Source organism: Mesobacillus sp. AQ2 (assembly GCF_030122805.1).
Taxonomy (GTDB): Bacteria; Bacillota; Bacilli; order Bacillales; family Cytobacillaceae; genus Mesobacillus; species Mesobacillus oceanisediminis_A.
Genome location: NZ_CP126080.1, coordinates 3306031 through 3329538 on the forward strand (window position 1 = coordinate 3306031; position 23508 = coordinate 3329538).

Annotated in this window: 25 protein-coding genes; 8 read left to right on the forward strand and 17 right to left on the reverse strand. The window is 42.5% G+C overall.

Going from position 1 to position 23508, the window contains the following annotated elements:
- Positions 1 to 8: 8 nt before the first annotated feature.
- Genes QNH36_RS16740 through QNH36_RS16750 form a run of 3 tightly spaced genes read right to left on the reverse strand, consistent with a single transcriptional unit; the run spans position 9 to position 2288 of the window.
- Complete coding sequence (locus QNH36_RS16740; protein ID WP_144476236.1) at positions 9 to 641, reverse strand: hypothetical protein; 633 nt, start codon at positions 639 to 641, stop codon at positions 9 to 11.
- Positions 613 to 1848 carry a glycosyltransferase family 4 protein gene (locus QNH36_RS16745; RefSeq protein ID WP_251540891.1) on the reverse strand — a complete coding sequence of 412 codons (1236 nt, stop codon included), beginning with the start codon at positions 1846 to 1848 and terminating at the stop codon, positions 613 to 615. The genes QNH36_RS16740 and QNH36_RS16745 overlap by 29 nt, the downstream gene beginning before the upstream one ends.
- On the reverse strand, positions 1845 to 2288 hold the full coding sequence (locus QNH36_RS16750; RefSeq protein ID WP_144476230.1) for a DUF4912 domain-containing protein: 444 nt from the start codon (positions 2286 to 2288) through the stop codon (positions 1845 to 1847). The genes QNH36_RS16745 and QNH36_RS16750 overlap by 4 nt, the downstream gene beginning before the upstream one ends.
- 329 nt (positions 2289 to 2617) lie before the next feature.
- Between QNH36_RS16750 and QNH36_RS16755 the strand changes: the two genes are divergently transcribed.
- A complete protein-coding gene (locus QNH36_RS16755; protein ID WP_144476227.1) occupies positions 2618 to 2992 on the forward strand; it encodes a hypothetical protein in 375 nt (124 codons plus the stop codon).
- A complete protein-coding gene (locus QNH36_RS16760) occupies positions 2989 to 3486 on the forward strand; it encodes an endolytic transglycosylase MltG (RefSeq protein ID WP_144476224.1) in 498 nt (165 codons plus the stop codon). The genes QNH36_RS16755 and QNH36_RS16760 overlap by 4 nt, the downstream gene beginning before the upstream one ends.
- A 250-nt stretch (positions 3487 to 3736) precedes the next feature.
- On the opposite strand, the gene phoU is transcribed toward QNH36_RS16760, so the two are convergent.
- From phoU to QNH36_RS16800, 8 genes are all read right to left on the reverse strand, one after another.
- Positions 3737 to 4396, reverse strand: a complete 660-nt coding sequence (gene phoU, locus QNH36_RS16765) for a phosphate signaling complex protein PhoU (protein ID WP_144476222.1) — start codon at positions 4394 to 4396, stop codon at positions 3737 to 3739.
- 37 nt (positions 4397 to 4433) lie between these two features.
- The gene (gene pstB, locus QNH36_RS16770; protein ID WP_283903841.1) at positions 4434 to 5258 is read right to left on the reverse strand and encodes a phosphate ABC transporter ATP-binding protein PstB; all 825 of its coding nucleotides are present in this window, start codon (positions 5256 to 5258) and stop codon (positions 4434 to 4436) included.
- Between the two features lie 18 nt (positions 5259 to 5276).
- A complete protein-coding gene (gene pstA, locus QNH36_RS16775; protein ID WP_144476216.1) occupies positions 5277 to 6161 on the reverse strand; it encodes a phosphate ABC transporter permease PstA in 885 nt (294 codons plus the stop codon).
- Position 6162: 1 nt separating this feature from the next.
- Positions 6163 to 7137: a phosphate ABC transporter permease subunit PstC gene (pstC, locus tag QNH36_RS16780; protein WP_144476213.1), complete on the reverse strand. Its 975-nt coding sequence runs from the start codon at positions 7135 to 7137 to the stop codon at positions 6163 to 6165.
- Positions 7138 to 7251: 114 nt separating this feature from the next.
- Complete coding sequence (locus tag QNH36_RS16785) at positions 7252 to 8205, reverse strand: PstS family phosphate ABC transporter substrate-binding protein (RefSeq protein ID WP_144476210.1); 954 nt, start codon at positions 8203 to 8205, stop codon at positions 7252 to 7254.
- A gap of 220 nt (positions 8206 to 8425) precedes the next feature.
- Complete coding sequence (locus tag QNH36_RS16790) at positions 8426 to 10606, reverse strand: peptidoglycan D,D-transpeptidase FtsI family protein (RefSeq protein ID WP_481825284.1); 2181 nt, start codon at positions 10604 to 10606, stop codon at positions 8426 to 8428.
- A 179-nt stretch (positions 10607 to 10785) separates the two neighbouring features.
- Entirely contained in the window at positions 10786 to 12003 is a 1218-nt protein-coding gene (locus QNH36_RS16795) for an MFS transporter (protein WP_283903842.1), read from the reverse strand.
- Between the two features lie 140 nt (positions 12004 to 12143).
- A complete protein-coding gene (locus QNH36_RS16800) occupies positions 12144 to 12752 on the reverse strand; it encodes a superoxide dismutase (protein WP_144476201.1) in 609 nt (202 codons plus the stop codon).
- Between the two features lie 577 nt (positions 12753 to 13329).
- On the opposite strand from QNH36_RS16800, the gene QNH36_RS16805 reads away from it, so the two are divergent.
- Both QNH36_RS16805 and QNH36_RS16810 read left to right on the forward strand, forming a co-directional pair.
- A complete protein-coding gene (locus tag QNH36_RS16805) occupies positions 13330 to 13593 on the forward strand; it encodes a hypothetical protein (protein ID WP_144476198.1) in 264 nt (87 codons plus the stop codon).
- Positions 13594 to 14253: 660 nt separating this feature from the next.
- Complete coding sequence (locus QNH36_RS16810) at positions 14254 to 14946, forward strand: Crp/Fnr family transcriptional regulator (RefSeq protein WP_251540896.1); 693 nt, start codon at positions 14254 to 14256, stop codon at positions 14944 to 14946.
- A 60-nt stretch (positions 14947 to 15006) separates the two neighbouring features.
- On the opposite strand, the gene QNH36_RS16815 is transcribed toward QNH36_RS16810, so the two are convergent.
- On the reverse strand, positions 15007 to 15486 hold the full coding sequence (locus tag QNH36_RS16815; protein WP_251540898.1) for a DUF456 domain-containing protein: 480 nt from the start codon (positions 15484 to 15486) through the stop codon (positions 15007 to 15009).
- A 79-nt stretch (positions 15487 to 15565) separates the two neighbouring features.
- A complete protein-coding gene (locus QNH36_RS16820; protein WP_251540900.1) occupies positions 15566 to 17197 on the reverse strand; it encodes a Na/Pi cotransporter family protein in 1632 nt (543 codons plus the stop codon).
- A 215-nt stretch (positions 17198 to 17412) separates the two neighbouring features.
- Here QNH36_RS16820 and QNH36_RS16825 point away from each other — a divergent pair, with 215 nt between their 5' ends.
- The 3 genes from QNH36_RS16825 (at position 17413) to ispG (ending at position 19932) form a co-directional block, all read left to right on the forward strand.
- Positions 17413 to 18195 (forward strand): DUF1189 domain-containing protein, encoded by a 783-nt coding sequence (locus tag QNH36_RS16825; RefSeq protein WP_251540901.1) that lies wholly within the window; start codon positions 17413 to 17415, stop codon positions 18193 to 18195.
- A gap of 174 nt (positions 18196 to 18369) precedes the next feature.
- Positions 18370 to 18717, forward strand: coding sequence for a LysM peptidoglycan-binding domain-containing protein (locus tag QNH36_RS16830; RefSeq protein ID WP_251540903.1), 348 nt, complete (start codon positions 18370 to 18372; stop codon positions 18715 to 18717).
- A gap of 126 nt (positions 18718 to 18843) precedes the next feature.
- Complete coding sequence (ispG, locus tag QNH36_RS16835) at positions 18844 to 19932, forward strand: flavodoxin-dependent (E)-4-hydroxy-3-methylbut-2-enyl-diphosphate synthase (RefSeq protein WP_186326755.1); 1089 nt, start codon at positions 18844 to 18846, stop codon at positions 19930 to 19932.
- 49 nt (positions 19933 to 19981) lie between these two features.
- On the opposite strand, the gene QNH36_RS16840 is transcribed toward ispG, so the two are convergent.
- Positions 19982 to 20536, reverse strand: a complete 555-nt coding sequence (locus QNH36_RS16840) for a DUF308 domain-containing protein (protein WP_251540905.1) — start codon at positions 20534 to 20536, stop codon at positions 19982 to 19984.
- 159 nt (positions 20537 to 20695) lie between these two features.
- Here QNH36_RS16840 and QNH36_RS16845 point away from each other — a divergent pair, with 159 nt between their 5' ends.
- A complete protein-coding gene (locus QNH36_RS16845; RefSeq protein ID WP_283903843.1) occupies positions 20696 to 21265 on the forward strand; it encodes a 5' nucleotidase, NT5C type in 570 nt (189 codons plus the stop codon).
- A 57-nt stretch (positions 21266 to 21322) separates the two neighbouring features.
- On the opposite strand, the gene zur is transcribed toward QNH36_RS16845, so the two are convergent.
- Genes zur through QNH36_RS16860 form a run of 3 tightly spaced genes read right to left on the reverse strand, consistent with a single transcriptional unit; the run spans position 21323 to position 23378 of the window.
- Entirely contained in the window at positions 21323 to 21736 is a 414-nt protein-coding gene (gene zur / locus QNH36_RS16850; protein ID WP_144476184.1) for a zinc uptake transcriptional repressor Zur, read from the reverse strand.
- 12 nt (positions 21737 to 21748) lie between these two features.
- Complete coding sequence (locus QNH36_RS16855; RefSeq protein ID WP_144476183.1) at positions 21749 to 22591, reverse strand: metal ABC transporter permease; 843 nt, start codon at positions 22589 to 22591, stop codon at positions 21749 to 21751.
- Positions 22584 to 23378: a metal ABC transporter ATP-binding protein gene (locus tag QNH36_RS16860; protein WP_144476182.1), complete on the reverse strand. Its 795-nt coding sequence runs from the start codon at positions 23376 to 23378 to the stop codon at positions 22584 to 22586. The genes QNH36_RS16855 and QNH36_RS16860 overlap by 8 nt, the downstream gene beginning before the upstream one ends.
- Positions 23379 to 23508: the final 130 nt, after the last annotated feature.

The window sequence follows — 23508 nt, forward strand, 5'->3', positions numbered from 1 at the left end:
CTATAATATCACTTTTTGTCGGGGATTGCTAGTGTGTTTTTTAAAAGGAGCGCATTCAAATGAACAACGGCGTTTTTTTCCGTTCCTTCAATGATCCAACAGCTGCTTTTTTGGGTTTCCCGGGGGTTCATTTTCAGATCAAGCGAGAACAGGCTGGCTGCAGAACCTTTTGCCATTGGTTGATAGTTCAGTTTCCCTGACTCCCTGCAATTCCAAAGGCGTTCAGTGCTTACATTCCAAATCGGCTGGACAGTGCACTGCTTCATCCTGCCACTGCTGTTCAGTCCATTGACAAGGTAGATTCTTTTATCCGCAAAGTGATAAATGACATTCTCATTCGGCGATACAAAGCTGAATTGTTCATTTGCACTTTCAGCATGGCGCTGCATCAGGATCAGCTTGGCTTCCTTTTCAGTTTTGGAATGGTTCGTAACATAAAGTTCAAAAAATTCAACCTTTGAATGAACATTTGCAAGCTTGATTTTTATTGATAATTCTTCCTGCGGTAAAAGTTTTTCCGACATATTCCCTAGCCAGTACACTTTTCCATTGACCCATAAACCAGGGCTGAATATCAATGGTTTCTTGATTGGCTCGTAAGTCTCTTCATTGTCAATTTGGAGATAAGCATTCATCTTCATTAAATACCCTCCTTCTGTGATTGTTTGATAATACCTTTTTATATAGACTATCTGTTGACTTTGCATTTTGTGCCCAGCTGAACCTCTCAAGGACTTTCATCCTTCCTGTCCGGGCGATTTCCTTTGCCGCAGTTTGATTTTCAAGAATCCATTCCAGTGTTAGCGCAAGATCTTTTTCATTACCCGGCTGCATATAAAATCCGGTTTTATAATCTTCAATCAGATCCTGCATGCCTCCTGTTTTCGCCAGGACAGTCGGGACCCCTGCGGTAAGGGCCTCAGCTGCTGCAAGTCCGAATGGTTCATATTCACTTGGAAAAACAGCGATATCCGCTTTCATAAGTAACGCATCACGGATTGTTTCATTTACGAAGCCGATAAAATGAACAGAATCTTTAAGTCCCAGCTTACTTGCTTGATCCCTGTAGGTTTCCAATAAAGGTCCATTCCCCGCAATCACAAAACACACATCATGATGCTTTCTCATAAGTCCAGCCGCAGAAAGCAATGTATCGAATCCTTTTTCCGTGACGATCCTTCCCATTGAAAATATCAGTTTCTTTCTGGTTAAAAATGGGTACATCTCTGTAATCTCGACATCCTGATTGTGCTTTTCTTCTAATCTAGTCCCATTCGGAATAACATTGATTCTATCCTTTGAAACTTTAAATAATGTATTAACCTCATCTTCCATATAATCGCTGCAGACAATGACTTCATCAGCCTGATGGCAGAGTTCATTTTCTTTTTTGAATATGAATTGCTGGAGATCAGAAAAGATGCCTTTATTTCGGCCATATTCCGTACCATGGATTGTTGCGATCAGTGGAATCCCCAATTTTTTGCTGATAAATTCCGCTGCAGGACCTGTCATCCAGTCATGAGCATGGACAAGGTCGAATTGAACATGTTTAGCCAACTTCAATCCTTCTTCGATGACAGCCAGATTGAATCCGCCTATCCATGAAAGGAAATCAGGATCCTGGGCATTTAGTGGTGCTACACGGTGAATGTGGACACGGCCATCTCTTGCATAATCTGACTGGAAGGATTGTTTGCTGGTCACAACATGAATTTGCTGATGGATGGCTGCCAGTTCTGTTGCGAGAGCATGGACATGTCTCGCAAGTCCGCCTATAATCTGCGGCGGATACTCCCATGTGAGCATAAGGATCTTTTTCTTTTCATGATCTCCCCACCCCTTCACTTGTTGATGCTCCCTTCAAGGTTTTCATAATAAGTATAAGTGCTCACCTTTCCAGACCATCCAGGCAAAAGCGGTTTGTCTTCCTCTATCTGGATGTTGGGATTTTGTATAATGACATTTGATCGAAGCATTGGAAAGAATGTTTCTGTTTGGTGTCTGAGCCCCAACTCAACCTGGTAGTTGCTTGTTGCGTTGACTCCCTTGAACAGCCAGCTTGATACTCCTGGGCGAAGGATTGCTTCATGGATGACAGCTCGGGAGCCATGATCAGATAAGCGTAAAGCCAGAATCAGCTGTTCATCAGGTATCAGAAAATACTTGCCTATGAAACGTACTTTTTCCTCCTGCAGGTGCCAGTAAACAAATAACTTGCCTGGTGAGAGGATTTTCGCCTTTAAATGATCCTCAATCTTGTTTAGTTGTTGATTGCTATTTGTCACGACAGACCTCCAAAACCATCATTATATGATTGAAAATTGAATTATATTCATTAAATTTATGTTAGCACGTTCTCATGACTGCTACAATGAACGCAAATTGTCGTAATTTGCAGCGTCCTTTATCCACTTTGCAGAAACGCCCATTTATTTTTCCATAGTCATTTAGAATTACAAATATGGCGGTGATTCGACAGTGTTTACAACGAATGGAAATCATAATAAGACAAAACTATCATTTTTTTTCAGGAAAAAAATATCAATCGAATTTTCGAATTTTGAATGGTAAACTTATTCTATGTGTTCTAATAACAGCTCGGGAGGAATAATAGATGGGCTACATCATCATTAGCCTGGTTGTCCTGGCCGCGCTCCTTTTCGCTCTTTCTTTCTTTTTGAAAGATCCATACAAGGAATTGCGCGAGGAAATCGACCAGCTGACAATCCAGCAAATTCAAGATCTTTACCAGATCAAGAAAAAACTAAAAGTACTGGAAGAAGAATTGCTCGTAGGCGATGCGAACCTGGACAGGCAATCTTCATTTAATACAGGAAAAAAGCAAATTCACGAGATCATCAAAAACCAGGTATGGTCGCTTGCCCAGCAGGGGATGGATCTGAATCAGATCGCAAAGCAATCATCACTTTCAACTCAGGAAGTTCAGGAAATCATTAATGAATTCGTTGATAAAGGACAGATCGTATGAATAAACGAACAGCTCAAGCATTTGCATTAGGATTGCTTTTCGCAGCCGTGTTCCTATGGGCCGGCAGCAGCGTGATCGCTGGAAAAGAAAAAGAACCTGAAAAGAAAGTTGCCGTTTCAGACGCTAAGAAGATTCTTGAAGAAAAAGGATACAAGGTGCTGAACAACAACGAATTTGCGAAGCTTAACGAAAAGAAAACAGAAGTTGTTAAAGAAGATAAGCCAAAAGAAGAAACAACTAAAGAAGAAGCCCCTGCAGAGAAGGCGGAAGAAGTAAAAGAGGAGAAACCATTCACACTGATCATTGCAGGCGGCATGTCACCAGGTGATGTAGCCACGATGCTAGCAAGCCAGGGAATCGTCGATGATGAGAATAAATTCGAGAGATTCCTGATTGATAAGGGCTACCATACAAAGGTACAAATCGGCAAGTACGAATTAAAAAGCGGTCTTGATTACGACCAAATTGCCAAGATCATTACAAAAAACAGATAATAACAATCCACAAACGCAAAAGACCCTCAATTTAGAGGGTCTTTTTTTATGCTTAGGCACTGTTAAAGCCCAATGTTGCTTGTAGTGGAAGGCAATGGCTCCTCCGAAAATCAAAGCATTTTCATCGTGCGTGGGCAAGTTCGTGGAGGCTTAGCGCAGCCTCACGGAAAGTGAAGCCTTGAACTAAAATCAAACAGTCTTGTTTACAGAGCCATGATAAAAAGAGCAAGGATTCCCCTGCTCTTTCGCCTTATTGATTCAGATCATATCTCTTACCTTTGACTAAGTAAAAAACATTTTCTGCTATATTTGTAACATGGTCAGCTGCTCGTTCGAGATAACGGCTGATGAATGAAAGTTGTGTGATTTGGGCCAGCTGTTCAGGCTTGGTCTGGGCCAGGCTCAACAGCTCCTTGATTGTTTGTCCATACAGGTCGTCGACTTGATCGTCCATCTGCGCAACCTGTCTCGCTTTACCGAGATCCTCTTCATTATAAGCTTCCAATGAAAGTTTAAGCATTTCAACTGATAATTGATGCATCTGTTTGATGTGCTCAATCGGTTTTACAAGCGGTTCTTTTCCTATCCTGATTGTCGATTTCGCAATATTTACCGCGAAATCCGCCATTCTCTCAATATCAGTCGCGATTTTGATCGCAACAATCAGCCTTCTTAAATCGACAGCAACCGGCTGTTGCTTTGCGATTAACAGAATCGCAAAATCATTGATTTCCTCTTCCATGATATTTGCTTCAGCATCATCTTCAAGGATTTTCAGTGCAAGTTCGATATCCTTGTTTTCAAGTGCCACCAGTGACTGGTTTAGCGCATGGACAGCAAAATTCCCGAGCTCAAGCAATTTTCCATGCAGTGTTTTCAGGTCTTCGTCAAATTTCCCTCTTACTACCATTGTCCTCATCCTTCCAATCAAATTTCAAGTTAGTTCATCAACCAAAACGGCCTGTAATATAATCTTCCGTCCTCTTATCTGACGGGTTTGAGAAAATCTTATCCGTCTCAGCAAACTCGATGACTTCTCCATTCAGGAAGAATGCAGTCTTGTCGGAAATACGCGCAGCCTGCTGCATATTATGCGTAACAATGATGATGCTGTAATCCTTCTTTAATTCCTGTACAAGTTCCTCTACTTTCAAGGTCGAAATTGGGTCAAGAGCTGATGTCGGTTCGTCCATGAGGATGACATCCGGTTCAATTGCCAGTGCCCTTGCGATACAGATACGCTGCTGCTGTCCGCCCGACAGGCCGTATGCGTTCTGATTCAGACGATCTTTTACATCATCCCAGATTGCGGCACCTCGCAAGCTTTTCTCAACAATTTCGTCTAGTACTTTCTTATCACGGATCCCGTGGATTTTTGGTCCATATGCAATATTGTCATAGATTGATTTCGGGAATGGATTCGGTTTTTGGAAGACCATCCCTACACTCGTCCTAAGATCCTCAACTTGATAGGACTTTTCAAGGATATTCCGTCCCCTGTATAAAATCTCACCGGAAATCTTGACAGAAGGAACCAGTTCAACCATCCGGTTCAAAGTTTTGATGTAAGTTGACTTACCACATCCGGAAGGGCCGATGATTGCCGTTACTTCATTTTCGTTGATCACTAAGTTGATATTTTTTAATGCGTGTCCTTCACCATACCAAAGATTAAGGTCTTTTGTTTCATATACAACCTTTGAATTTTCTGGCGCATTATTCACCGCGTCGGATTGTACTGTTGCTTTTGTTTTCTCTGTCACTGCTGACATAAGTTAAAACCTCCCAGACTAATATCTCTTTTGGAATTTATTGCGTATTAAAATGGCAATTGAATTCATCACAAATAACACTAGTAACAGAATCACAATTGTCGCAGCTGCCAGGTTGGCATATTCGGCAACAAGGGCAGAGTCAATTGTCCAATAATAAATTTGCACCGGCAGAATCGTGAACTTATCAAAGATTCCGTCTGGAATAGGTATTAACAGTGCTGGAATACCAATAACAACAAGTGGCGCTGTTTCTCCGATTGCCCGTGAAAGCGCCAGTATTACACCAGTAAGAATTCCCGGAATTGCAGCTGGCAAAACAACATTTTTGATTGTCTGCCATTTTGTGGCGCCCATACCGTAAGAAGCTTCCCGCAGGAATTGTGGTACTGCGCGAATGGCTTCCTGGCTTGCCACAACTACTACTGGCAGTACCAGCAATGCCATTGTCAATCCTCCGGCAAGAACTACGGATCCCAAATCGAGAGCTCTGGCAAAGACTGTTAATCCAAGGATTCCGAACACAACGGAAGGAACACCGGCCAAGTTGGAAATATTCGTTTTAATGAAAGATGCTATACGGCCTTTTGCCGCATATTCTTCCAGATAAATCGCAGTACCGATACCAAGCAGCATTGTTACCGGGGCAACTACGAGCATAAGCCAAAACGTGCCTGTGATTGCTCCCCAAATACCTGCTCTTTCTGGATCAGTCGATAATCGATTCATAAGAAAATCCATATTGATCCAAGGTAATCCGTCTTTAAGAACTCGATAAATCAAAACGATCAGTACCATAAGTCCGAACATGGTCGCAAGGAAAAAGAGTGCCTTTGCCAGATTATTCGCTAATAGCCGTGTGCCCATTTTTTTCTGGACTTGAGTGGAATCTACATATTTCATATTAATATTCCTCCCTAAACTTTCGAGAGATAAACTGGGCGACCAGGTTCATGATCAATGTAAAAACAAACAAAGTCATGGCAACTGCATATAGGCTGTAGTATAAAGTTGAGCCTGCCGCTGCTTCTCCGCCGGTTACTTCTACAATATAGGCTGTCATTGTCTGCATCGATTGCGTGACATCAAAAGTAAAATTCTTGGAGCTGCCACTCGCGATTGTCACAATCATCGTCTCACCTATAGCTCTGGAAATTCCAAGGACGAACGATGCAATAATACCAGAAATCGCAGCAGGGATGACAACCTTCCAGGTTACCTCAAGCTTGGTTGCACCAAGGGCCAATGCTCCTTCCCTCATCGCATTTGGCACTGAACTCATTGCATCCTCCGACAGTGAAGCAACCATCGGGATGATCATGATTCCCATGACAATTCCCGGGCTAAGGATATTCGTTGGTTCCAGTCCGGGTACGAATGACCTTAATAAAGGTGTTACGAAAGTAAAGGCAAAGAAACCATATACAATCGTTGGAATACCTGCCAGAATTTCAAGAATTGGTTTTAGCAGCCTTCGAGTCTTTTCAGAAGCATACTCACTCAGGAACACGGCGGTCATTAATCCAACAGGAATCGCGACAAGCATCGCGATAGCAGTTGAAATGAGAGTTCCGGTCAGCAAAGGCAAAACACCGAATACCGCATTTTCCCCTAGCGGCTTCAATTTAGTGCCAGTAAAGAAATCTATGAATGGAACGTCTTTAAAAAAGGCGATAGTTTCCGTTAATAATGTAAGAACAATTCCGATTGTCGTCAGGACAGAGATTGCTGCAATCCCTAATAATATTTTTGGTATGAACTTTTCAGTATAATTTGTAAAGCTCTTTGTCTTTTTCTTTTCTGATATCATTTCACGAACATTCAACTTTTTGCCGTCTTCGTGAACAACGCTTTTTGCCACGCAAAAAACCCCTTTCATCCTTCTCATCCAAGAAAGAACTTTCCCTTATAGTACCCCAGGGACCATCTAATAATTAAAAACACACGCAAGAGATGAGAAGGTCTTACCTCTCATCTCCCGTTAGTAAAGGCTTTACTTCTTAAGGCCGTTCAATGTGTCCAGTGTTGATTTGATGTCTTCATCAGATAATGGTGCGAAACCAGTTTCTTTTGCTACATCCTGTGCATTGTTCATTGTATAGATTGCATAATCAAGCACTTGTGGCTTCTCTTTAGCTTGATTTACATTCAAATATGTGAACACTGGACGAGTGAATGGTGCATAGTCGCCATCTTCTTTGATCGTATCGAGTGAAGGTTCAACAGGACCGTTGCCAAAGTCTACTTTAACCGCTGAAAGCTTGTCTTTATTGCTTTCATAGTAACCATATCCGAAGAAACCAATCGCGTTTTTATCTTTTGAAACTAGGTCTACTAAAGTAGAGTAATCTTGCTGTAAGTTAATGTTTTCCGGCAGATCCTGCTCTTCCAGGATTGTTTCAAACATGAATTCGTACGTTCCGTGGTTTTCATTAGGTCCATAAGTCTTGATTTCTTCATCCGGGAAATCAGCGCGAACATCAGACCATTTCTTCTTTCCAGCACTTGCAAGGAAAATATCTTTCACTTCTTGTTCAGTTAGGTCTGTAGCCCAATCATTGTCTTTATTGATGACGATTGTGATACCATCTAGCGCAACCTTCATTTCCTGTACTTCGATGCCAAGCTCTTCTGCTTTTGCTTTTTCCTCATCCTTAATCTGACGGGAAGCATCGTTGAAGTCAGTTCCGTTTTTAGCAAGGAATTTCTTGAAACCTGCTGAAGTTCCGGAGCGGCTAACTTCTACTGATACGTTTTCCTGTTCACCCATATAGTTCTCAGCCATACGTGCCATTAAAGGATAAACTGTGCCAGATCCGTCTATTACGACGCTGCCTTCAAGTTCTTCTCCGTTTCCACCTTCGTTATCTCCACCGCCGCAGGCTGCCGTGAATACCATAACAGCTGCAAGCATTAAAAACAGGCTCATCTTTTTAAGACTCTTCATTTCTTGAATTCCCCCTACGAGATGTGGTTGTTTTGTCCTACAAGACCAAGAATACTGTTTTTCTTTTAAGGATGTTTTAACTTAATGTAAAGGTTTTGTAAATTTGCGGGATTGATGCATACTATTGACGAAAAACAAGCATTGTATGGTTTGCCGGTTAAGCATAGTATTCCCAAACGATAAAAAAAACTGCCTCATGTGAGACAGTTTTTAAAAACTCTTATTGCTCGGTATCTTCTGCAATTTCTTCTAAAAGTTCAGTTCCTGCTTCCTTCTTTTCAACTTCCTGTATCGGTTGTTCCGGGTTCATGTTCCCTTCCATACGTTTCTTTTTCAAATCAAAATACGTATCAAGGACTCTTCGGCCTATATCATTATTTGCATGGTGACCCGTATTGCCTTCATACGCCCATGGGACCATGACTGCCAGGGCAATTTCAGGATTATCATAGGGGGCATATCCAACAAGGCTTAAGTTCATGACTTCTGGCGGCATGTCATAATTTTTCCTTTTTGGGCCATCATAGAATGCCTGTGCAGTCCCTGTTTTTCCCGCTGGCTTATATTCCGCAGAATGAAATGCTCCATATGCCGTACCGCCCGGTTCCTGCATGACTCTCCTGAAACCTTCCTGCACTCTGTCAAACCATTCAGGCTTGGCATCGACCTTATTCAGGATGACAGGCTCAAATTCATTCACGACAGGACCTACCTCATCATTTTTCATGACCGGTTCCCTGATTTCCTTGACAATTCTCGGCTGGATTCTATTTCCGCCATTTGCGATCGTTGAAACATATTGTGCCAATTGCAGCGGAGTATACGTGTCATACTGGCCGATGGCAAAGTCGAGCAAGAGACCTGGCCTTTTCTCTGTTCCTTTAAAACCGATCATTTCGTTTGGCAAGTCGATTCCGGTTCTTGCACCAAGTCCGAATTGGCTGAAATGATTCCTCATGGTATCAAAAGCCTCGGGCTCTAGATACAATGGCTGATCATACTTATAATTTCCTTTACCAATATTGATCGCCGTTCTGAACATATATACATTCGAGGAAACCTTCAATGCATTACGGTCATCAAGAGTACCCAATCCCGCTTTCCAGGACTTCTTCGGGTTCGTACCTTTAATTTTTATAGGCGTGTCATAAAATTGTGTTCCCGGACTGATCGCACCGGTGCTAAAACCTGTCAATATCGTGGCACCTTTTACTGCAGACCCGACATTATATGAAGTCGTGAAATTGCCGCTCGCAAAATCCTGCATGACATCCTTGCCTGTATCTTCATCCTTGACAATCTGTTTCCCTGCAAGTGTCAAAACTTCCCCAGTATTGGGATCCATCAACACGACAAATGCCCTGTCAAGAAGCCCTGTTCTTGATGTCTGCTTCGCCTTCCGTAATTCTTCTTCAATAATTTTATCAACAGCAAGCTGCAGATCCATATCAATTGTCAGCACAAGATCCTTTCCCCGCTGTCCTTCGGATATCACCTGGGTATCAAGAACATTGCCGCCTTTATCGGTGATGTTCTTTACCTTTGCTTTCTGTCCGTGCAGGACATCTTCATATTGCTGCTCGATATAACTTAAACCTACCCTGTCATTTCTGCTATAGCCTCTGGCAAGATAATACTCAAGCTTTTCTTTAGGAAGTCCCTTTTCGGAATCACTAACCTTCCCCAGGATTGTTTTGAGTGTTTTATCATAGCTATATTGACGCTCCCAGTCTGTAGTGGTGTCCACACCAGGCAGCATTTCAAGATTTTCGCTTACAATGGCAAACTCTTCAGGTGTTAAATCTTTTTTGACGATTTGAGGGGACAAAGCATATCCACTCATCATCTCGCGTAAGATTGCAAGGATTTCCAGATCATCCTTCTTTAACTCTTTCAATTCATTTTCAGTGATGCGCTCAAGCTGAAGATTGTATATTGCTTTATCATCAAGTTTTTTTTCCTCATACTGCGCCCATTCTTTTTCTGTGATTTTTTCTCGTGCGCGCTCTTCATTCCTTAAAATCCAGTAGTCCTTTTTATCCCTTTCACGGACTTTCTTTAGGTCATTTTCTGTATCCTTGACGATTAATTTTGCTAGTCGTTCTGCAACCATTAGCATTTCCTTCGTTTGGGTGCTCTGGCTCTTTGTATACGTGATTGCATTGCTCGGCGTATTGTCGACAATAGCTTTCATATTCCGATCATACATTTTCCCTCTTGGAACAGGATTATTAACGGTCACATCTTCTGTCCGTTCAATTTCCCTTTTGAAGTCCTCACCGTAAACAATCTGAACGATACCAAGCCTTAGAATCAGCATCGAAAATAACACAAACACCGCAAAAAACACCATATTCAGCCTGAATGGCACATGCGTTTTCTTCTTTTTCTTTTTGTTCAAGCCTCTCCCACCTCTTCAGTCTGTATGTCCATGGCTTTATTCACTATCCTTTATTTTAACTAAAATCCTCATCATTTTCTATCAATAAACAACTGCAGAATATTTTTCCATTTTTCAAAAGAATGAAAAACCGGGCTTTACGCCCGGTTCATTTGCTTGTAATTTCATAAGTCTCCCCGCTATGCAGGTTTTAAATGAATTTTCCTTATAAAGAAGTAAATCATTGTATGCCCGCTTCCAAGGATGACCAAAAGGACGGGGATAGCCTGTTTTTCGCTGAACAGGTGAGTTGCCAGCAGAAATAATAAAATCGAAGAGACACGGCCTAGATTCAAGAATAATTCCCGGACGACAATATATTCGACCCTCATTTCAGCCGCTTTCCAGCCGCGCCCAATCACGTCGTAAGTCATTGAAGCATATGGAACAAGGAGCAGCGGGTAAGCAACTGCAATCATGGCAGCATATAATAGAAGCCGGAAATAACTAATATCAAATATAATCAAGAAAATCGCCAGGAACAGAATCAGTCCGCCAACCAGTATTGACTGTTTCCGATATTCTTTTTTCAGAGTACGGGATACAAAGTAATAAGCAAGAAAGGATATCCCGGAATTAATCAATCCATAAGTACCTAAAGCCATTTCGCTGTCTGTGGCAATGAAAACAAAAACGGATACGATGAATACAAATACCCCTTCTCTAAGTCCCTGGAAGAAATGCGCATTCGTAACCATCCGCCAATTTTTGTCATGCTTCCTTTCAGTAATAATCCGCCTGAACCAATACTTGCCATGGGCTGGCCGGCGCTTTAGGAAAAAACTCAATAAAACAGCGATTGAAAACAATCCCAGTGAAAGTCCAAAAACCACTGTATAACCTGTCAGCTTTTCTAATCTTGAAATGATGAAACCTGCAGCCACCGGTCCGATCATGCCTCCAACAGAACCTAGAATTCCAAGAAATCCATTAAAAAAATCACGTGTTTCCGGCTCGGTGATCTCAAAGGTGAGGACATTGTAAGCAAGCCAATAGAAACCATAGCCGATTCCCAAAAGGACACCAAGCAGCAATAAAAAGTCGGACGCTTTTGTGCCCACAAACAATACCGTGACATAAAAAAGCGCGAGAAAGATGACACCAATGCGGAGCACAATGACCCTGTCGACCTTCTTTGCCCATCTCCCAGCAAGGATAAAGGTGAGAGGCTGGGCAACGACAATCGATAGATTATACATTGCCAAATCCGCTAGCTCGCCGGATTGCTTCCATAAATAGATATTAACAAAAGTATTGGAAAGGGCAATGCTTAATGAGTACAAACCCCCAATAATCAATAGGAGCGCCAAATCCTTTGTCAGTTCAATGTCTCCTAATAATTTGTTTACTTTGCTCATGATCGACTCCCCTTTTCTCTTGGGTAGTTTCTTACAAAGCAATCGGGGTTATTCAGTTTTCTGAAGGGTCTTTGAAAGGAAAACCTGACAAAACAAATAGAGAGGCTGCAATAACTGCAGCCTCTCGCATATTCACTCTATTATTTCGCAGAAGCGAAACGCTTGCTAACTTCTTCCCAGTTAACGACGTTCCAGAATGCACCAATGTATTCTGGTCTTCTGTTCTGGTAGTTCAGGTAGTAAGCATGCTCCCAAACATCCAATCCAAGGATAGGCGTCTTGCCTTCCATTAAAGGAGAGTCCTGGTTTGGAGTGCTAGTCACTTCTAGCTCGCCATTGTTAACAACTAGCCAAGCCCAGCCAGAGCCAAAGCGAGTAGTTGCTGCTTTTGAGAATTCTTCTTTGAAACCTTCAAAGCCGCCGAACTTGGAGTTGATTGCTTCAGCCAATTCTCCAGTAGGCTCGCCGCCTCCGTTTGGAGAAATGACTTGCCAGAATAGAGAGTGGTTCGCATGGCCGCCGCCATTGTTGCGAACTGCAGTACGTGCTGCTTCAGGAACAGCATCCAGGTTAGAAACGACTTCTTCAACAGATTTAGATAGAAGCTCTTCGTTTCCTTCCAAAGCGTTGTTAAGATTTGTAACGTAAGTGTTGTGGTGCTTTGTGTGGTGGATATTCATTGTTTCCTTGTCGATGTGTGGCTCAAGTGCATCATATGCGTAAGGTAATTGCGGTAATTCAAATGCCATTTTTAACATCCTCCTATGTATCGTGTTTCACTTTCGGAACAATCTTTCATACAATTCAGTAATTAGAATTGTTCTAAAAGTGCTTCATGATTAGATTACCAAAGAACGGTAATGGTTTCAAATAAAATGCTTTGGCTTAACGAGATTAAACTTCCCCGATCCCCCTACTTTTATTCATAAGGTTTTAATAAACAAGGCTGATGATTTTCTCTCCAGTCGCTTCGCGTTCCGCAGGGCTGGAGCGGATTTTCCTCGCCGCTTTCCTCCTGTGGAGTCCCACTAGAGCTGCTGCACCGAGGACATTAAGAAGCTGCCTCGAACTTGCCCACGCACGAGGAAAATAAGGAACCAGGGGCGACTTCAGACAGGTTTGGGAGAAAGGATACAAAAGCTGGCCGAAGTAGAGCTAACTTCAGACAGGTTTGAGGGAAAACAGCGAAAAGCTGTCTTAACCAGAGGCAACTTCAGACAGGTTTGGAGGAAATCAACGAAAACCTTTCCGAACTAGAGGCATCTTCAGACAGGTTTGACGGAAAAGCAGCAAAGCTGTCCGAACTAGAGCTAACTTCAGACAGGTTTGGAGGAAATCAACGAAAACCTGTCCGAACTAGAGGCACCTTCAGACAGGTTTGACGGAAAAGCAGCAAAAGCTGTCCTAACAAGAGGCATCTTCAGACAGGTTTGGGGGAAAAGCAGCAAAAGCTGTCCGAACCAGAGGCAACTTCAGACAGCTTTGGGGGAAATCAACGAAAAGCTGTCCGAACTAGAGGCATCTTCTGACAGGTTTGACGGAAAAGCAGCAAAAGCTGTCCGAACTAAAGGCATCTTCAGACAGGTTTGAGGGAACACAACGAAAAGCTGTCCGAACTAGAGGCAACTTCAGACAGGTTTGGCGGAAATCAACGAAAACCTGTCCGAACCAGAGGCAACTTTAGACAGCTTTGGGGGAAAACAACGAAAAGCTGTCCGAACCAGAGCTAACTTAGGACTGGTTTGGCGGAAAAGCAGCAAAACCTGTCCGAACTAAAGGCATCTACAGACAGGTTTGGGGGAAAAGCAGCAAAAGCTGTCCGAACCAGAGGCATCTTCAGACAGGTTTGGGGGAAACCAGCGAAAAGCTGTCCGAACTAGAGCTAACTTCAGACAGGTTTGGGGGAAACCAGCGAAAAGCTGTCCGAACCAGAGCTAACTTCAGACAGGTTTGGGGGAAACCAGCGAAAACCTGTCCGAAGCAGAGTTAATTTCAGACAGGTTCATTTTTGGAGCAGTCTACGCACCTTTCTTTTCAATCCACAGGGTTTATAAATCTACATTCATCTTTACCTGAGCCAATTAAAACAAGTTTCAGAAAATCGTCAATATTCCCCGAATGCAGTCGTGTCAACGATATTTGTCGCACCTCACCAAAAACACACCCATTTATTTCCAAAACACAATTGACACAGTAGCAACAATTCTTTTAAATCAAAGTATAGAGAGGAATAATAAGGAGACGATCCTGATGGACAAAAATATATCATTATACAGTTTAATTTTACAAAACTTCATTGATAAGGAAACAATCCAAAAAATTAAAGCAGATACCCTCCTTTTTCAGGAAGACGAAAATGTTCAGAACGTTTATATTATCCTGAGCGGAAGTGTCTCTGTCGGACGCGTCCACATGAAGGGAAAGGAATTCATCCTCAAAATCCTGAACGGCGAAGAAATGATCATAGAATATGAATTGTTCAAACATACTCCACGATACCATTTTTCTGCAAAAACTCTCACAGACTGTGAGGTCCTGATGATCAAAAGGGAACAGTTCGAGGAATTCGTCCTTAATGATAACACCGCCATGAATGCACTGGTGAATTGGCTGAGCACAAGATACCTCAAGGCGCAAATGAAGTGCCAGGATCTGATCATGAACGGTAAAAAAGGCGGATTGTATTCCATTTTGATCAGGCTGTGCAACAGCTACGGAGTGATGACAGATGAGGGCATCCTGATTGATTTGCCGCTCACACACCAGGAACTTGCCAATCTGACCTATGGAACGCGTGAAGTAATCCAAAGGATGCTGAAGGAATTGCGCGAAAAAGACATCATTGCCTACGACCAGCTAAAATTCACTGTTAAAAACCTTAGCTATTTAAAGCGGGAAGTCGATTGCCAGAATTGTTCATTTGAAATCTGCGGATTAAATTGACCTCTGCGCCAGGTCAACCTAAATGGAATAAAAAAATCGTGCTGCATCAGCACGATTTTTTTATATGATCAGGAAGAAATAAACAAGCATGACTGCCATGATGATTCCTTTCGTCACTACGCTGCTGACAAATCCTACCACTGAACCGAAACCGATTTTGATCGCGTCATTCAGGTTCTTTTTATTGACCAGCAACTCCGCAATCGCCGCTCCGATAAACGGACCGACAAGGATACCGACAATTGGGATGACAAAAGGTCCAACGATCAGTCCGATTGTACTTCCCCAGATACCAGCCTTGCTTCCCCCATACTTTTTCACACCTATGATGTTCGCAATATAGTCAGCACCGAACAACAAGGCGACGAACGCACCCTGAATCGTCCAAAAAAACCAGTTAAATGGGTCAAAGGAATAAAAAACGCCATATAAAATAAAACCGCCCAGCATGAAAAGAACACCAGGCAAAATCGGTATTACCAGGCTCGCAAATGCGCCTGCGAATAATAGCCCTATTATTGACCAGTATAATGCATCCATACAATCCATCCTTTTCACTGCAAACTATGAAATCTAATGATAAAAAATAAGCAAGGGTTTCCCCTTGCTTATTTTACCACTATTTTTGTTCTCCCAAAACGTACTCTGCGATATTTACTGCATGGTCGCCGATCCGTTCAAGGTTGCTGATGATATCGACGAACACGATACCAGCCTGGCCCGAACACTGACCTTCATTCATACGCATAATGTGCTGCTTTCTTAATCTGCGTTCCATGCCGTCAATTTCATCTTCTTTTGTTACAACAGCCCGGGCTGCATCAAGATTCTTCTGATCTAGTGCCTGCAATGCCTCTTCGACCGTACTGACAGTCAAGTTAAACATTGTTTCCAGGTCATCCATGGCTGTGTCTGTCATTCTCACTTTATTAGCCTGCTGGTATTCAATAAGTTCGATGATATTCTCAAAATGGTCACCGATTCTTTCAATATCCCGAACAGTGTCGATCAACATGCTGTGTTCTTCTGACTCATGCTCAGATAGAGAGCTTGTGGCAAGATCCACCAGATAATCTGTAATCTTGCGGTCAAGATTATTGATGGCTTCCTCAAGCTGATAGGCATTCCCGGAATGCTTTGTATTTTTTGTTTTCAAAAACTCATTCGTTTCTTCAAGTCCCTTTAATGCGAACTTACCCATGCGAAGAACTTCTTCTTTAGCCTGGCCAAGAGCGATAGACGGTGATTGCTCGATGAATACCGGATCAAGATGCTGTGCCTTGTAGTCGACAATTGAGTCTTCTCCCGGAATCAGCTTTGTCACAATGAAAGCCAAAACCGCAATAAATGGCAATTGAATTATCGTATTCGTTGAGTTGAAAATACCGTGAGCAAAAGCTATTGTCATTTCAGGGTTAAGAGAAAGTTGATCCCTGAGCATTTCTATTAAAAGTGTGAATGGCTTCAATAATATTAAAAACAGCGTTGTACCTATCAAATTGAATAATACATGGGTAGCAGCAGCTCTTTTTGCCGCAACCGAAGTACCGATGGCAGCAAGCACAGCTGTAATGGTTGTCCCAACATTATCACCAAATAATACAGGGAGAGCTCCCTGAAGATTGATCAGATTCTCAGCGTGCAAACCTTGAAGAATACCGATCGTCGCACTCGAACTCTGAACAATCACTGTGAATAAAGTACCAATTACAACCCCAAGGAATGGATTTGAGCTTAATTCCACAGTCAAGTCGTGGAATGATTCAAGACTCCTTAAAGGCTTCATTCCTCCACTCATCAGTTCCAATCCATAGAATAACGCACCGAATCCAAAAACAATCTGTCCGATGTTATGGACTTTTTTACTTTTAAAGAAGAATAAAAGTATTGAACCAACGGCAATGATTGGAAGCGCATATTCACCTACGTCAATTCCGATGATAAATGCAGTGATTGTCGTACCAATGTTCGCACCCATGATGACTCCAATTGCCTGGCGCAATGTCATGAAACCGGCACTTACCAGTCCAACCGTAATAACTGTGGTCGCTGAACTGCTCTGTACTAAAACCGTAACAATCAGACCAGCCAGTACACCCATTACCGGGTTGGTCGTGAACTTGTCCAGGACATCCCTTAGTCGATCCCCTGCTGATTTTTGCAGCCCATCTCCCATGAATTTAATGCCGTATAAGAAAATTCCAAGACCCCCAAAGAATTCAAACAGCATTTCTTGTAAATTCAATTCCATTTTTTCAACCCCTAGATTTATTTCGACAAACATCTACAAACACAATCATTATGAAGGAATTATTAATAAAAAGTAAACTGTTTAAGAGCCGAATTTACAATACCTTAACATTCAGGAGTAATATTACAGAAATGTTACAAGAGAAGTTTGAATTGCTTGTTATAATCTCCTTTAAAAAGCTAAAATAGACAATGGAATCTATTAAAGGACGTGTAATGATGAATCTTATTACCCAAATGGCAAAAAGCCTGTATTCACCTAAAGATATTGCGATTACCCGCTTTCAGGGCATCGGAAAAACCATTCTATTTGTTTTCTTATTAACGTTACTATCCATTCTGCCAGTTATTTTTTATATGTTTACTGCCATTTCTGGAGCAATTGACTCGGCAAAGCAAGTTGTCTCAAATGACCTGCCTCCCTTTTCCATAGAGGAAGGCGTGCTAAAATCGGATATTAAGGCGCCGATCACCTTGAAAAGAGATCTTTACACGATTATTTTCGATCCAACGGGCGCCGTAGAGGAAAAGGATATGAAAAATATGGAGACTACTATCGGAATGCTGGAGCATGAGGTTGTCCTTAGTGCGGGCGGCCAAACCCATACGGTGCCCTATTCCCTTTTCTCGACTGGGAACTTATCCAAAGAGGATGTTCAATCCCTCATTGAAACGGCGGAATCTTCTCTCCCAGTCATGCTCGGATTACTGTTTATCATCATTTTTGTCTTTTCTGCAGGAATGAAATTCATAGAGGTCTCGATACTTGCACTTTTCGGTTTACTATTAAAAAACCTTGCCGAAAGGAAACTTCAATACAGACATTTATGGAGAATGTCTGCCTATAGTACAACTCTCCCTACTCTATTTTTTACATTGATGGCATTCCTTAAAACGACGGTGCCATTTAGTTTTGCGATTAACTGGTTTGTAGCATCGATGATTCTTCTATTAGCTATAAAGGAAATACCAACTGTACAGAAGAATGAAGAGATTTAAAAATGCGCCAAGGGCGCATTTTTTTTAGTTTCTACCTATCTCCCCTGATTTAATAAATCTTAATCACTTTCTTCCTGACCAAATAAATTAATAGGTATTTTTTCTAGCAAATTGGTTCTTAACTCTATTTTTCCTGCATAAATAATGGTATAAGCTGTTTAGGAGGAAGGTTCCATGAAAAAATTGGCAGGATTCCTGGTTTTCCTGGTATTAGCATATGCGATTTATAATGATTTAAGCATAGGAACGCTTCCCGCAGCGAGAACGTCAGAACCAGTTTTAGTAGAAGCGGAATCGGAAGAAGCAGGAAGCCAGGCTGAGGAGAAGATTCCTTATTTCGAGCATGAAGTCAAGCCTGGCGATACAGTACTGTCTGTCCTCGACAGCAATTCCAAAAAACCTCTCGCAATCCCGGTTTCCCAAGCGGTAGAAGACTTTAAACAGCTTAATGGAGGGACAGATCCCCAAAAAATCAAATTTGGCAATACCTATAAATTCCCGGATTACAGCAGTCGAAATTAACAAAGCCTAACTAAGAAAGTCTTTCCTTGTCAATTTGAACAAAAGATTGATAAAATGGGGTTGTGCATCTTAAGGAAATTTATCATGAATTCCATTTTTTAAAGGAGCGAATCACTGTTGAGTGAAATCATACATCGTACTAAAACCCGCCCGATAAAGGTTGGGAATTTAACAATTGGCGGTAACAATGAAGTTGTCATCCAGAGTATGACAACTACCAAGACACATGATGTCGAAGCGACTGTTGCCGAGATTAAACGCCTTGAAGAAGCAGGCTGCCAGATTGTCCGGGTTGCATGTCCGGATGAAAGAGCAGCTAATGCGATTTCTGAAATAAAAAAACGAATCAATATACCTTTGGTAGTTGATATCCACTTTGATTACCGCCTGGCGCTTAAAGCAATCGAAGGGGGAGCTGATAAGATCAGGATCAATCCCGGGAATATCGGCAAGCGCGAAAAGGTAGAAGCTGTTGTAAAGGCAGCAAAAGAGAAGGGTATCCCTATTAGAATCGGTGTAAATGCCGGATCACTAGAGAGACGAATCCTCGAAAAATACGGTTACCCTACTGCAGATGGCATGGTGGAAAGTGCTTTGCACCACATCAAAATCCTTGAGGATCTTGATTTCCACAATATCATTGTTTCCATGAAGGCTTCAGACGTGAACCTTGCAATTGAAGCATATGAGAAAGCAGCAAAGGCCTTCGATTATCCGCTGCACCTTGGAATCACCGAATCAGGAACTTTATTTGCCGGAACTGTAAAAAGTGCCGCTGGCCTTGGGGCGATCCTTAGCAAAGGAATCGGGAACACGGTTAGGGTGTCACTAAGTGCAGACCCGGTAGAGGAGGTAAAGGTAGCAAGAGAGCTGTTAAAATCTTTCGGCCTGGCTGCCAATGCCGCAACATTGATTTCGTGCCCAACGTGTGGACGAATCGAGATCGATTTGATCAGCATCGCCAATGAGGTGGAAGAATATATCTCAAAGATCAAAGCACCGATCAAAGTGGCCGTGCTCGGCTGCGCTGTAAACGGTCCTGGTGAGGCACGGGAAGCCGACATCGGTATTGCCGGCGCCAGAGGGGAAGGACTGCTTTTCCGCAAAGGAGAAATTGTCCGTAAAGTACCTGAAGAAACAATGGTAGAAGAATTAAAGAAAGAAATCGATAAAATCGCCGAGGAGAAGCTTCAGGAAGCTGCCCTCCAAAAATAAGCATATAAAAAATGCCCGGGAATCCCGGGCATTTTTTTGGCATTTTCCGTCAAAAGAACGGAAGAATAAAGATGCCGACCAGAATGGAGATTATCCCTATTCCAATCGCCCAGCTGCCGATAGCGGAACCCCGACGGCGGGCCATGAAGCCAAGGACAATTCCAGCTGCTCCGAAAAGAACAGGCAAAATAAACAGCGACAAGATCGATAGGGCAAGAGCCGAGTATGCAAGCCCCCGTCCTCCAGTTGTACTTTCTTCTTCTGACCTTCTTCTGATCGCAGGGGGTGCAGGAGCAGCAATTTCAGCCGCTGTCTCCTCACGATAATGTTCTTCACGAACAGGCACCGCAATCGCTGTCATCTCCTGATAGTGATCATCACGATCACTTCCGGCGATAGCCGTCATTTCCTGGTAGTGCTCATCACGTCCAGGTCCGGCGATTGCCGTCATTTCCTGATAATGCTCATCACGTTCAGGAGTATACAGCTCTGTTGCTGTTTCCTCCTGGTAGATCTCGTCACGCGCATCCCTTATAGTAATGACATCCTGCTTAGGTTCAGTAATATATTCGGTACCAATCTGTTTTCGCTCTTGGTCTGCCACTTTAATCCCTCGCTTTCTTAAGTGGAGCATTTATTATTGTTTACGAGTGGATTGATTTTCATCATGGCAATGTTTGACTGATGCACGAAAAAGTTAATCTTTTGCGTGCTATCCATATTTGGTAAAATTAATAGGAGATCAATGTTAAGGAGCAGACTGATGAAAAGACGTTTTGGCATAGATATAGATGGAACAGTCACCTGTCCCACCACATTTGTACCGTATTTGAACGAAGCATTCGATTTGGATATTACCCTTGATGATATCAAGCAGTATGATTTTATGCCGCTTGTAACAGTAAGTGAAAAAGAGTTTGCAGCCTGGTTCAAAAAAATGGAACCGGTTATCTATTCCAAATCCCCTTTAGCAGCAGGAGCAAAGGAAATCCTGAAGAGCTGGGAAAATGAACATGAATTGTATTTCATCAGCGCGAGGGGCACACATTTACTTGAACTAACTCAAGAGTGGTTTAATGCCAATGAGCTTAAATATCATGATATTCACCTGATTGGTTCACATGATAAAATTCAGGCAGCACGGAAGTATGATGTAGATATTTTCTTTGAGGATAAACATGATAATGCGGTCAATCTGCATGAAGAACTGAAAATTCCAGTCATCCTTTTTGACACCCCGTATAACCAGGAGCCAATCCCTGATGGCGTCATTCGAGTTAACAACTGGCAGGAAGCCAATGAATGGGTAAGAAATTGGATAGAAAACAGTTAAACGGCCATTTGAGGATGGCCGTTTTTCCATTTCAATATTGAACTGATAATAGAGGCACTAGTGTATGCAATCAGGGCATCTTCCGTATATTTCAAACTTATGGCCCGAAATATCATAGCCCTTAAAGCTTGATTCGATATTCCTCATTGGGCAGGTCTCAATCTCTTTTGTCTTTCCGCAGTCAAGGCAGATGAAATGGTGATGATGCTCTTTATGTGAACAGGTAAAACGGAAATGTTTTTCTCCTGACAGCTCAGTCATCTCCAGAATCCCCAGCTCTACAAACACACTTAAATTACGATAGATCGTATCAAACGACAACCCAGGGTAATTCTCCTTCATTTGCTCAAGGACATCACGTGCCGTCAAATATTTATCATGTTCGGAAAATAGCTGGAGCATGTCCTCACGCTTACCTGTATGTTTATACCCCTGTTCCTTCAGCAGGTTCATTGCTTCATTCACATTCATGATAACACCTCTTTAAATGGATCTTGTTGCACTGCGTTTTTTTAGCCAGATAGCCAGCACAAGGATGAATACAGCAATCATGACAATGGTTCCGCCGGGAGCGAGATCCATGTAGTATGACAGGAATAAGCCCCCCAGCACCGAAATTTCACCGAACAGGATGGAGAAGAAAATCGTCTGCTTGAATCCTTTGGCGAACCGGATGCTTGCTGCCACCGGCAAAGTCATAAGGGACGAAACAAGCAGGATGCCAACGATCCTCATGGAAGCTGCAATCACCAGTGCCACCATGACGATGAAAATAAAGTGCAATGACTTTGCAGCAATTCCGGTTGCCCTAGCATATTCTTCATCAAATGATAACAGAAACAGTTCTTTGTACAGCAAAGCAACGAGTGCGATCACCAGGATACTAATAATCAGGATGGTCCATAAATCCGCTCTGCTTACAGCGCTGACGCTTCCAAATAAATAACTGAACAAATCTGTATTGAAGCCGTCGGCAAGTGAAATAAAAATAACGCCGAGTCCAATTCCACCCGAAAGGATAATCGGAATTGCCAGTTCCTGATAATGCTTATAAACTGTGCGGAGTTTTTCAATGAACAGCGATCCGCCAACCGAAAAAGCCATCCCCATGTAAAGCGGATTTAGGCCGCTGAAAACCATGAACTTTTTCTCAAGCAGCAGGCTTGCTGCGATTCCCGCCAAGGTAACATGGCTAAGGGCATCAGCTATAAGGGAAAGCCTTCTTACAACAATGAAAACGCCGAGAAGGGGAGCGATCACACCAATGATCATGCCGGTCAAAAAGGCATTCTGCAAAAACTCGTATTGCATCAGTCCACTAATCATGATGGTGGCCTCCCCCGTGATGATGATCATGGTCATGAGTCAAAACATGCACATCATGCCCATATATTTCTGATACATCATTCAGCTTCAATTGTTCGAATTCCTCGGCACTTCCATGGAAATGCATATTTTTATTCAAGCATGCTACATTTGTGACTTTTTCGGAAATCGTGCCGATATCATGTGTCACCAGAAGCAAAGTAATTCCCTTCTCTTTGTTAAGTGTTTCGAGCATTTCATAAAAGGAGTTTACATTCTGCACGTCGACACCGACCGTCGGCTCATCCAGAATCAGCAATTCAGGTTCGCTCACAAGTGCCCTGGCAATGAACACTCTTTGCTGCTGGCCCCCGGATAGCTCACCGATATTCCTGTCCAGGAATTTTCCCATCCCGACAGATTCAATCGCCAGTTTAATCTTTGCATGGTCTGTCTTCTTTAAAAAATGGAACAGCCCGAGTTTTTTCGTCAACCCGCTGGCCACCACCTCAAAAACAGTAGCAGGGAAGCCCGTGTTGAAGGAATTGGCCTTTTGCGACACAAACCCGATTTTATGCTGCTCCCTAAACTTATTGATATCCTGTCCAAACAGTCGGATAGTGCCTGTTTGTGGCTTGATGAGACCAAGCATCAGCTTCAGCAGCGTCGACTTTCCAGATCCATTAGGACCAACGATTGCCAAAAAGCTCCCTCGAAGAATAGACAGATTTATATTTTCAAGTACATTTTCTTTATCGTATCGGTAATAAACATCCTGTACCTGGACGATGTAATCATTCGTATCCACTTTTATCACCTGCAAAATAAGAATCATTCCGATTTACTTTAAGTAGTATATCTCTTACTGCCCATAAAGTAAACAAAAGAACTTTCCACTCAAGAAAATTGTCACGAATTTAGAACTGGGCACATACCCT

Bases quoted from the DNA above. Each gene is read 5' to 3' on its own strand.
- QNH36_RS16740 (WP_144476236.1), bottom strand. From the start codon at position 641: ATGAAGATGAATGCTTATCTCCAAATTGACAATGAAGAGACTTACGAG.
- QNH36_RS16755 (WP_144476227.1), top strand. From the start codon at position 2,618: ATGGGCTACATCATCATTAGCCTGGTTGTCCTGGCCGCGCTCCTTTTC.
- QNH36_RS16760 (WP_144476224.1), top strand. From the start codon at position 2,989: ATGAATAAACGAACAGCTCAAGCATTTGCATTAGGATTGCTTTTCGCA.
- phoU (WP_144476222.1), bottom strand. From the start codon at position 4,396: ATGGTAGTAAGAGGGAAATTTGACGAAGACCTGAAAACACTGCATGGA.
- pstB (WP_283903841.1), bottom strand. From the start codon at position 5,258: ATGTCAGCAGTGACAGAGAAAACAAAAGCAACAGTACAATCCGACGCG.
- pstA (WP_144476216.1), bottom strand. From the start codon at position 6,161: ATGAAATATGTAGATTCCACTCAAGTCCAGAAAAAAATGGGCACACGG.
- pstC (WP_144476213.1), bottom strand. From the start codon at position 7,137: ATGAAAGGGGTTTTTTGCGTGGCAAAAAGCGTTGTTCACGAAGACGGC.
- QNH36_RS16785 (WP_144476210.1), bottom strand. From the start codon at position 8,205: ATGAAGAGTCTTAAAAAGATGAGCCTGTTTTTAATGCTTGCAGCTGTT.
- QNH36_RS16795 (WP_283903842.1), bottom strand. From the start codon at position 12,003: ATGAGCAAAGTAAACAAATTATTAGGAGACATTGAACTGACAAAGGAT.
- QNH36_RS16800 (WP_144476201.1), bottom strand. From the start codon at position 12,752: ATGGCATTTGAATTACCGCAATTACCTTACGCATATGATGCACTTGAG.
- QNH36_RS16810 (WP_251540896.1), top strand. From the start codon at position 14,254: ATGGACAAAAATATATCATTATACAGTTTAATTTTACAAAACTTCATT.
- QNH36_RS16815 (WP_251540898.1), bottom strand. From the start codon at position 15,486: ATGGATGCATTATACTGGTCAATAATAGGGCTATTATTCGCAGGCGCA.
- QNH36_RS16820 (WP_251540900.1), bottom strand. From the start codon at position 17,197: ATGGAATTGAATTTACAAGAAATGCTGTTTGAATTCTTTGGGGGTCTT.
- QNH36_RS16825 (WP_251540901.1), top strand. From the start codon at position 17,413: ATGATGAATCTTATTACCCAAATGGCAAAAAGCCTGTATTCACCTAAA.
- QNH36_RS16830 (WP_251540903.1), top strand. From the start codon at position 18,370: ATGAAAAAATTGGCAGGATTCCTGGTTTTCCTGGTATTAGCATATGCG.
- QNH36_RS16845 (WP_283903843.1), top strand. From the start codon at position 20,696: ATGAAAAGACGTTTTGGCATAGATATAGATGGAACAGTCACCTGTCCC.
- zur (WP_144476184.1), bottom strand. From the start codon at position 21,736: ATGAATGTGAATGAAGCAATGAACCTGCTGAAGGAACAGGGGTATAAA.
- QNH36_RS16855 (WP_144476183.1), bottom strand. From the start codon at position 22,591: ATGATTAGTGGACTGATGCAATACGAGTTTTTGCAGAATGCCTTTTTG.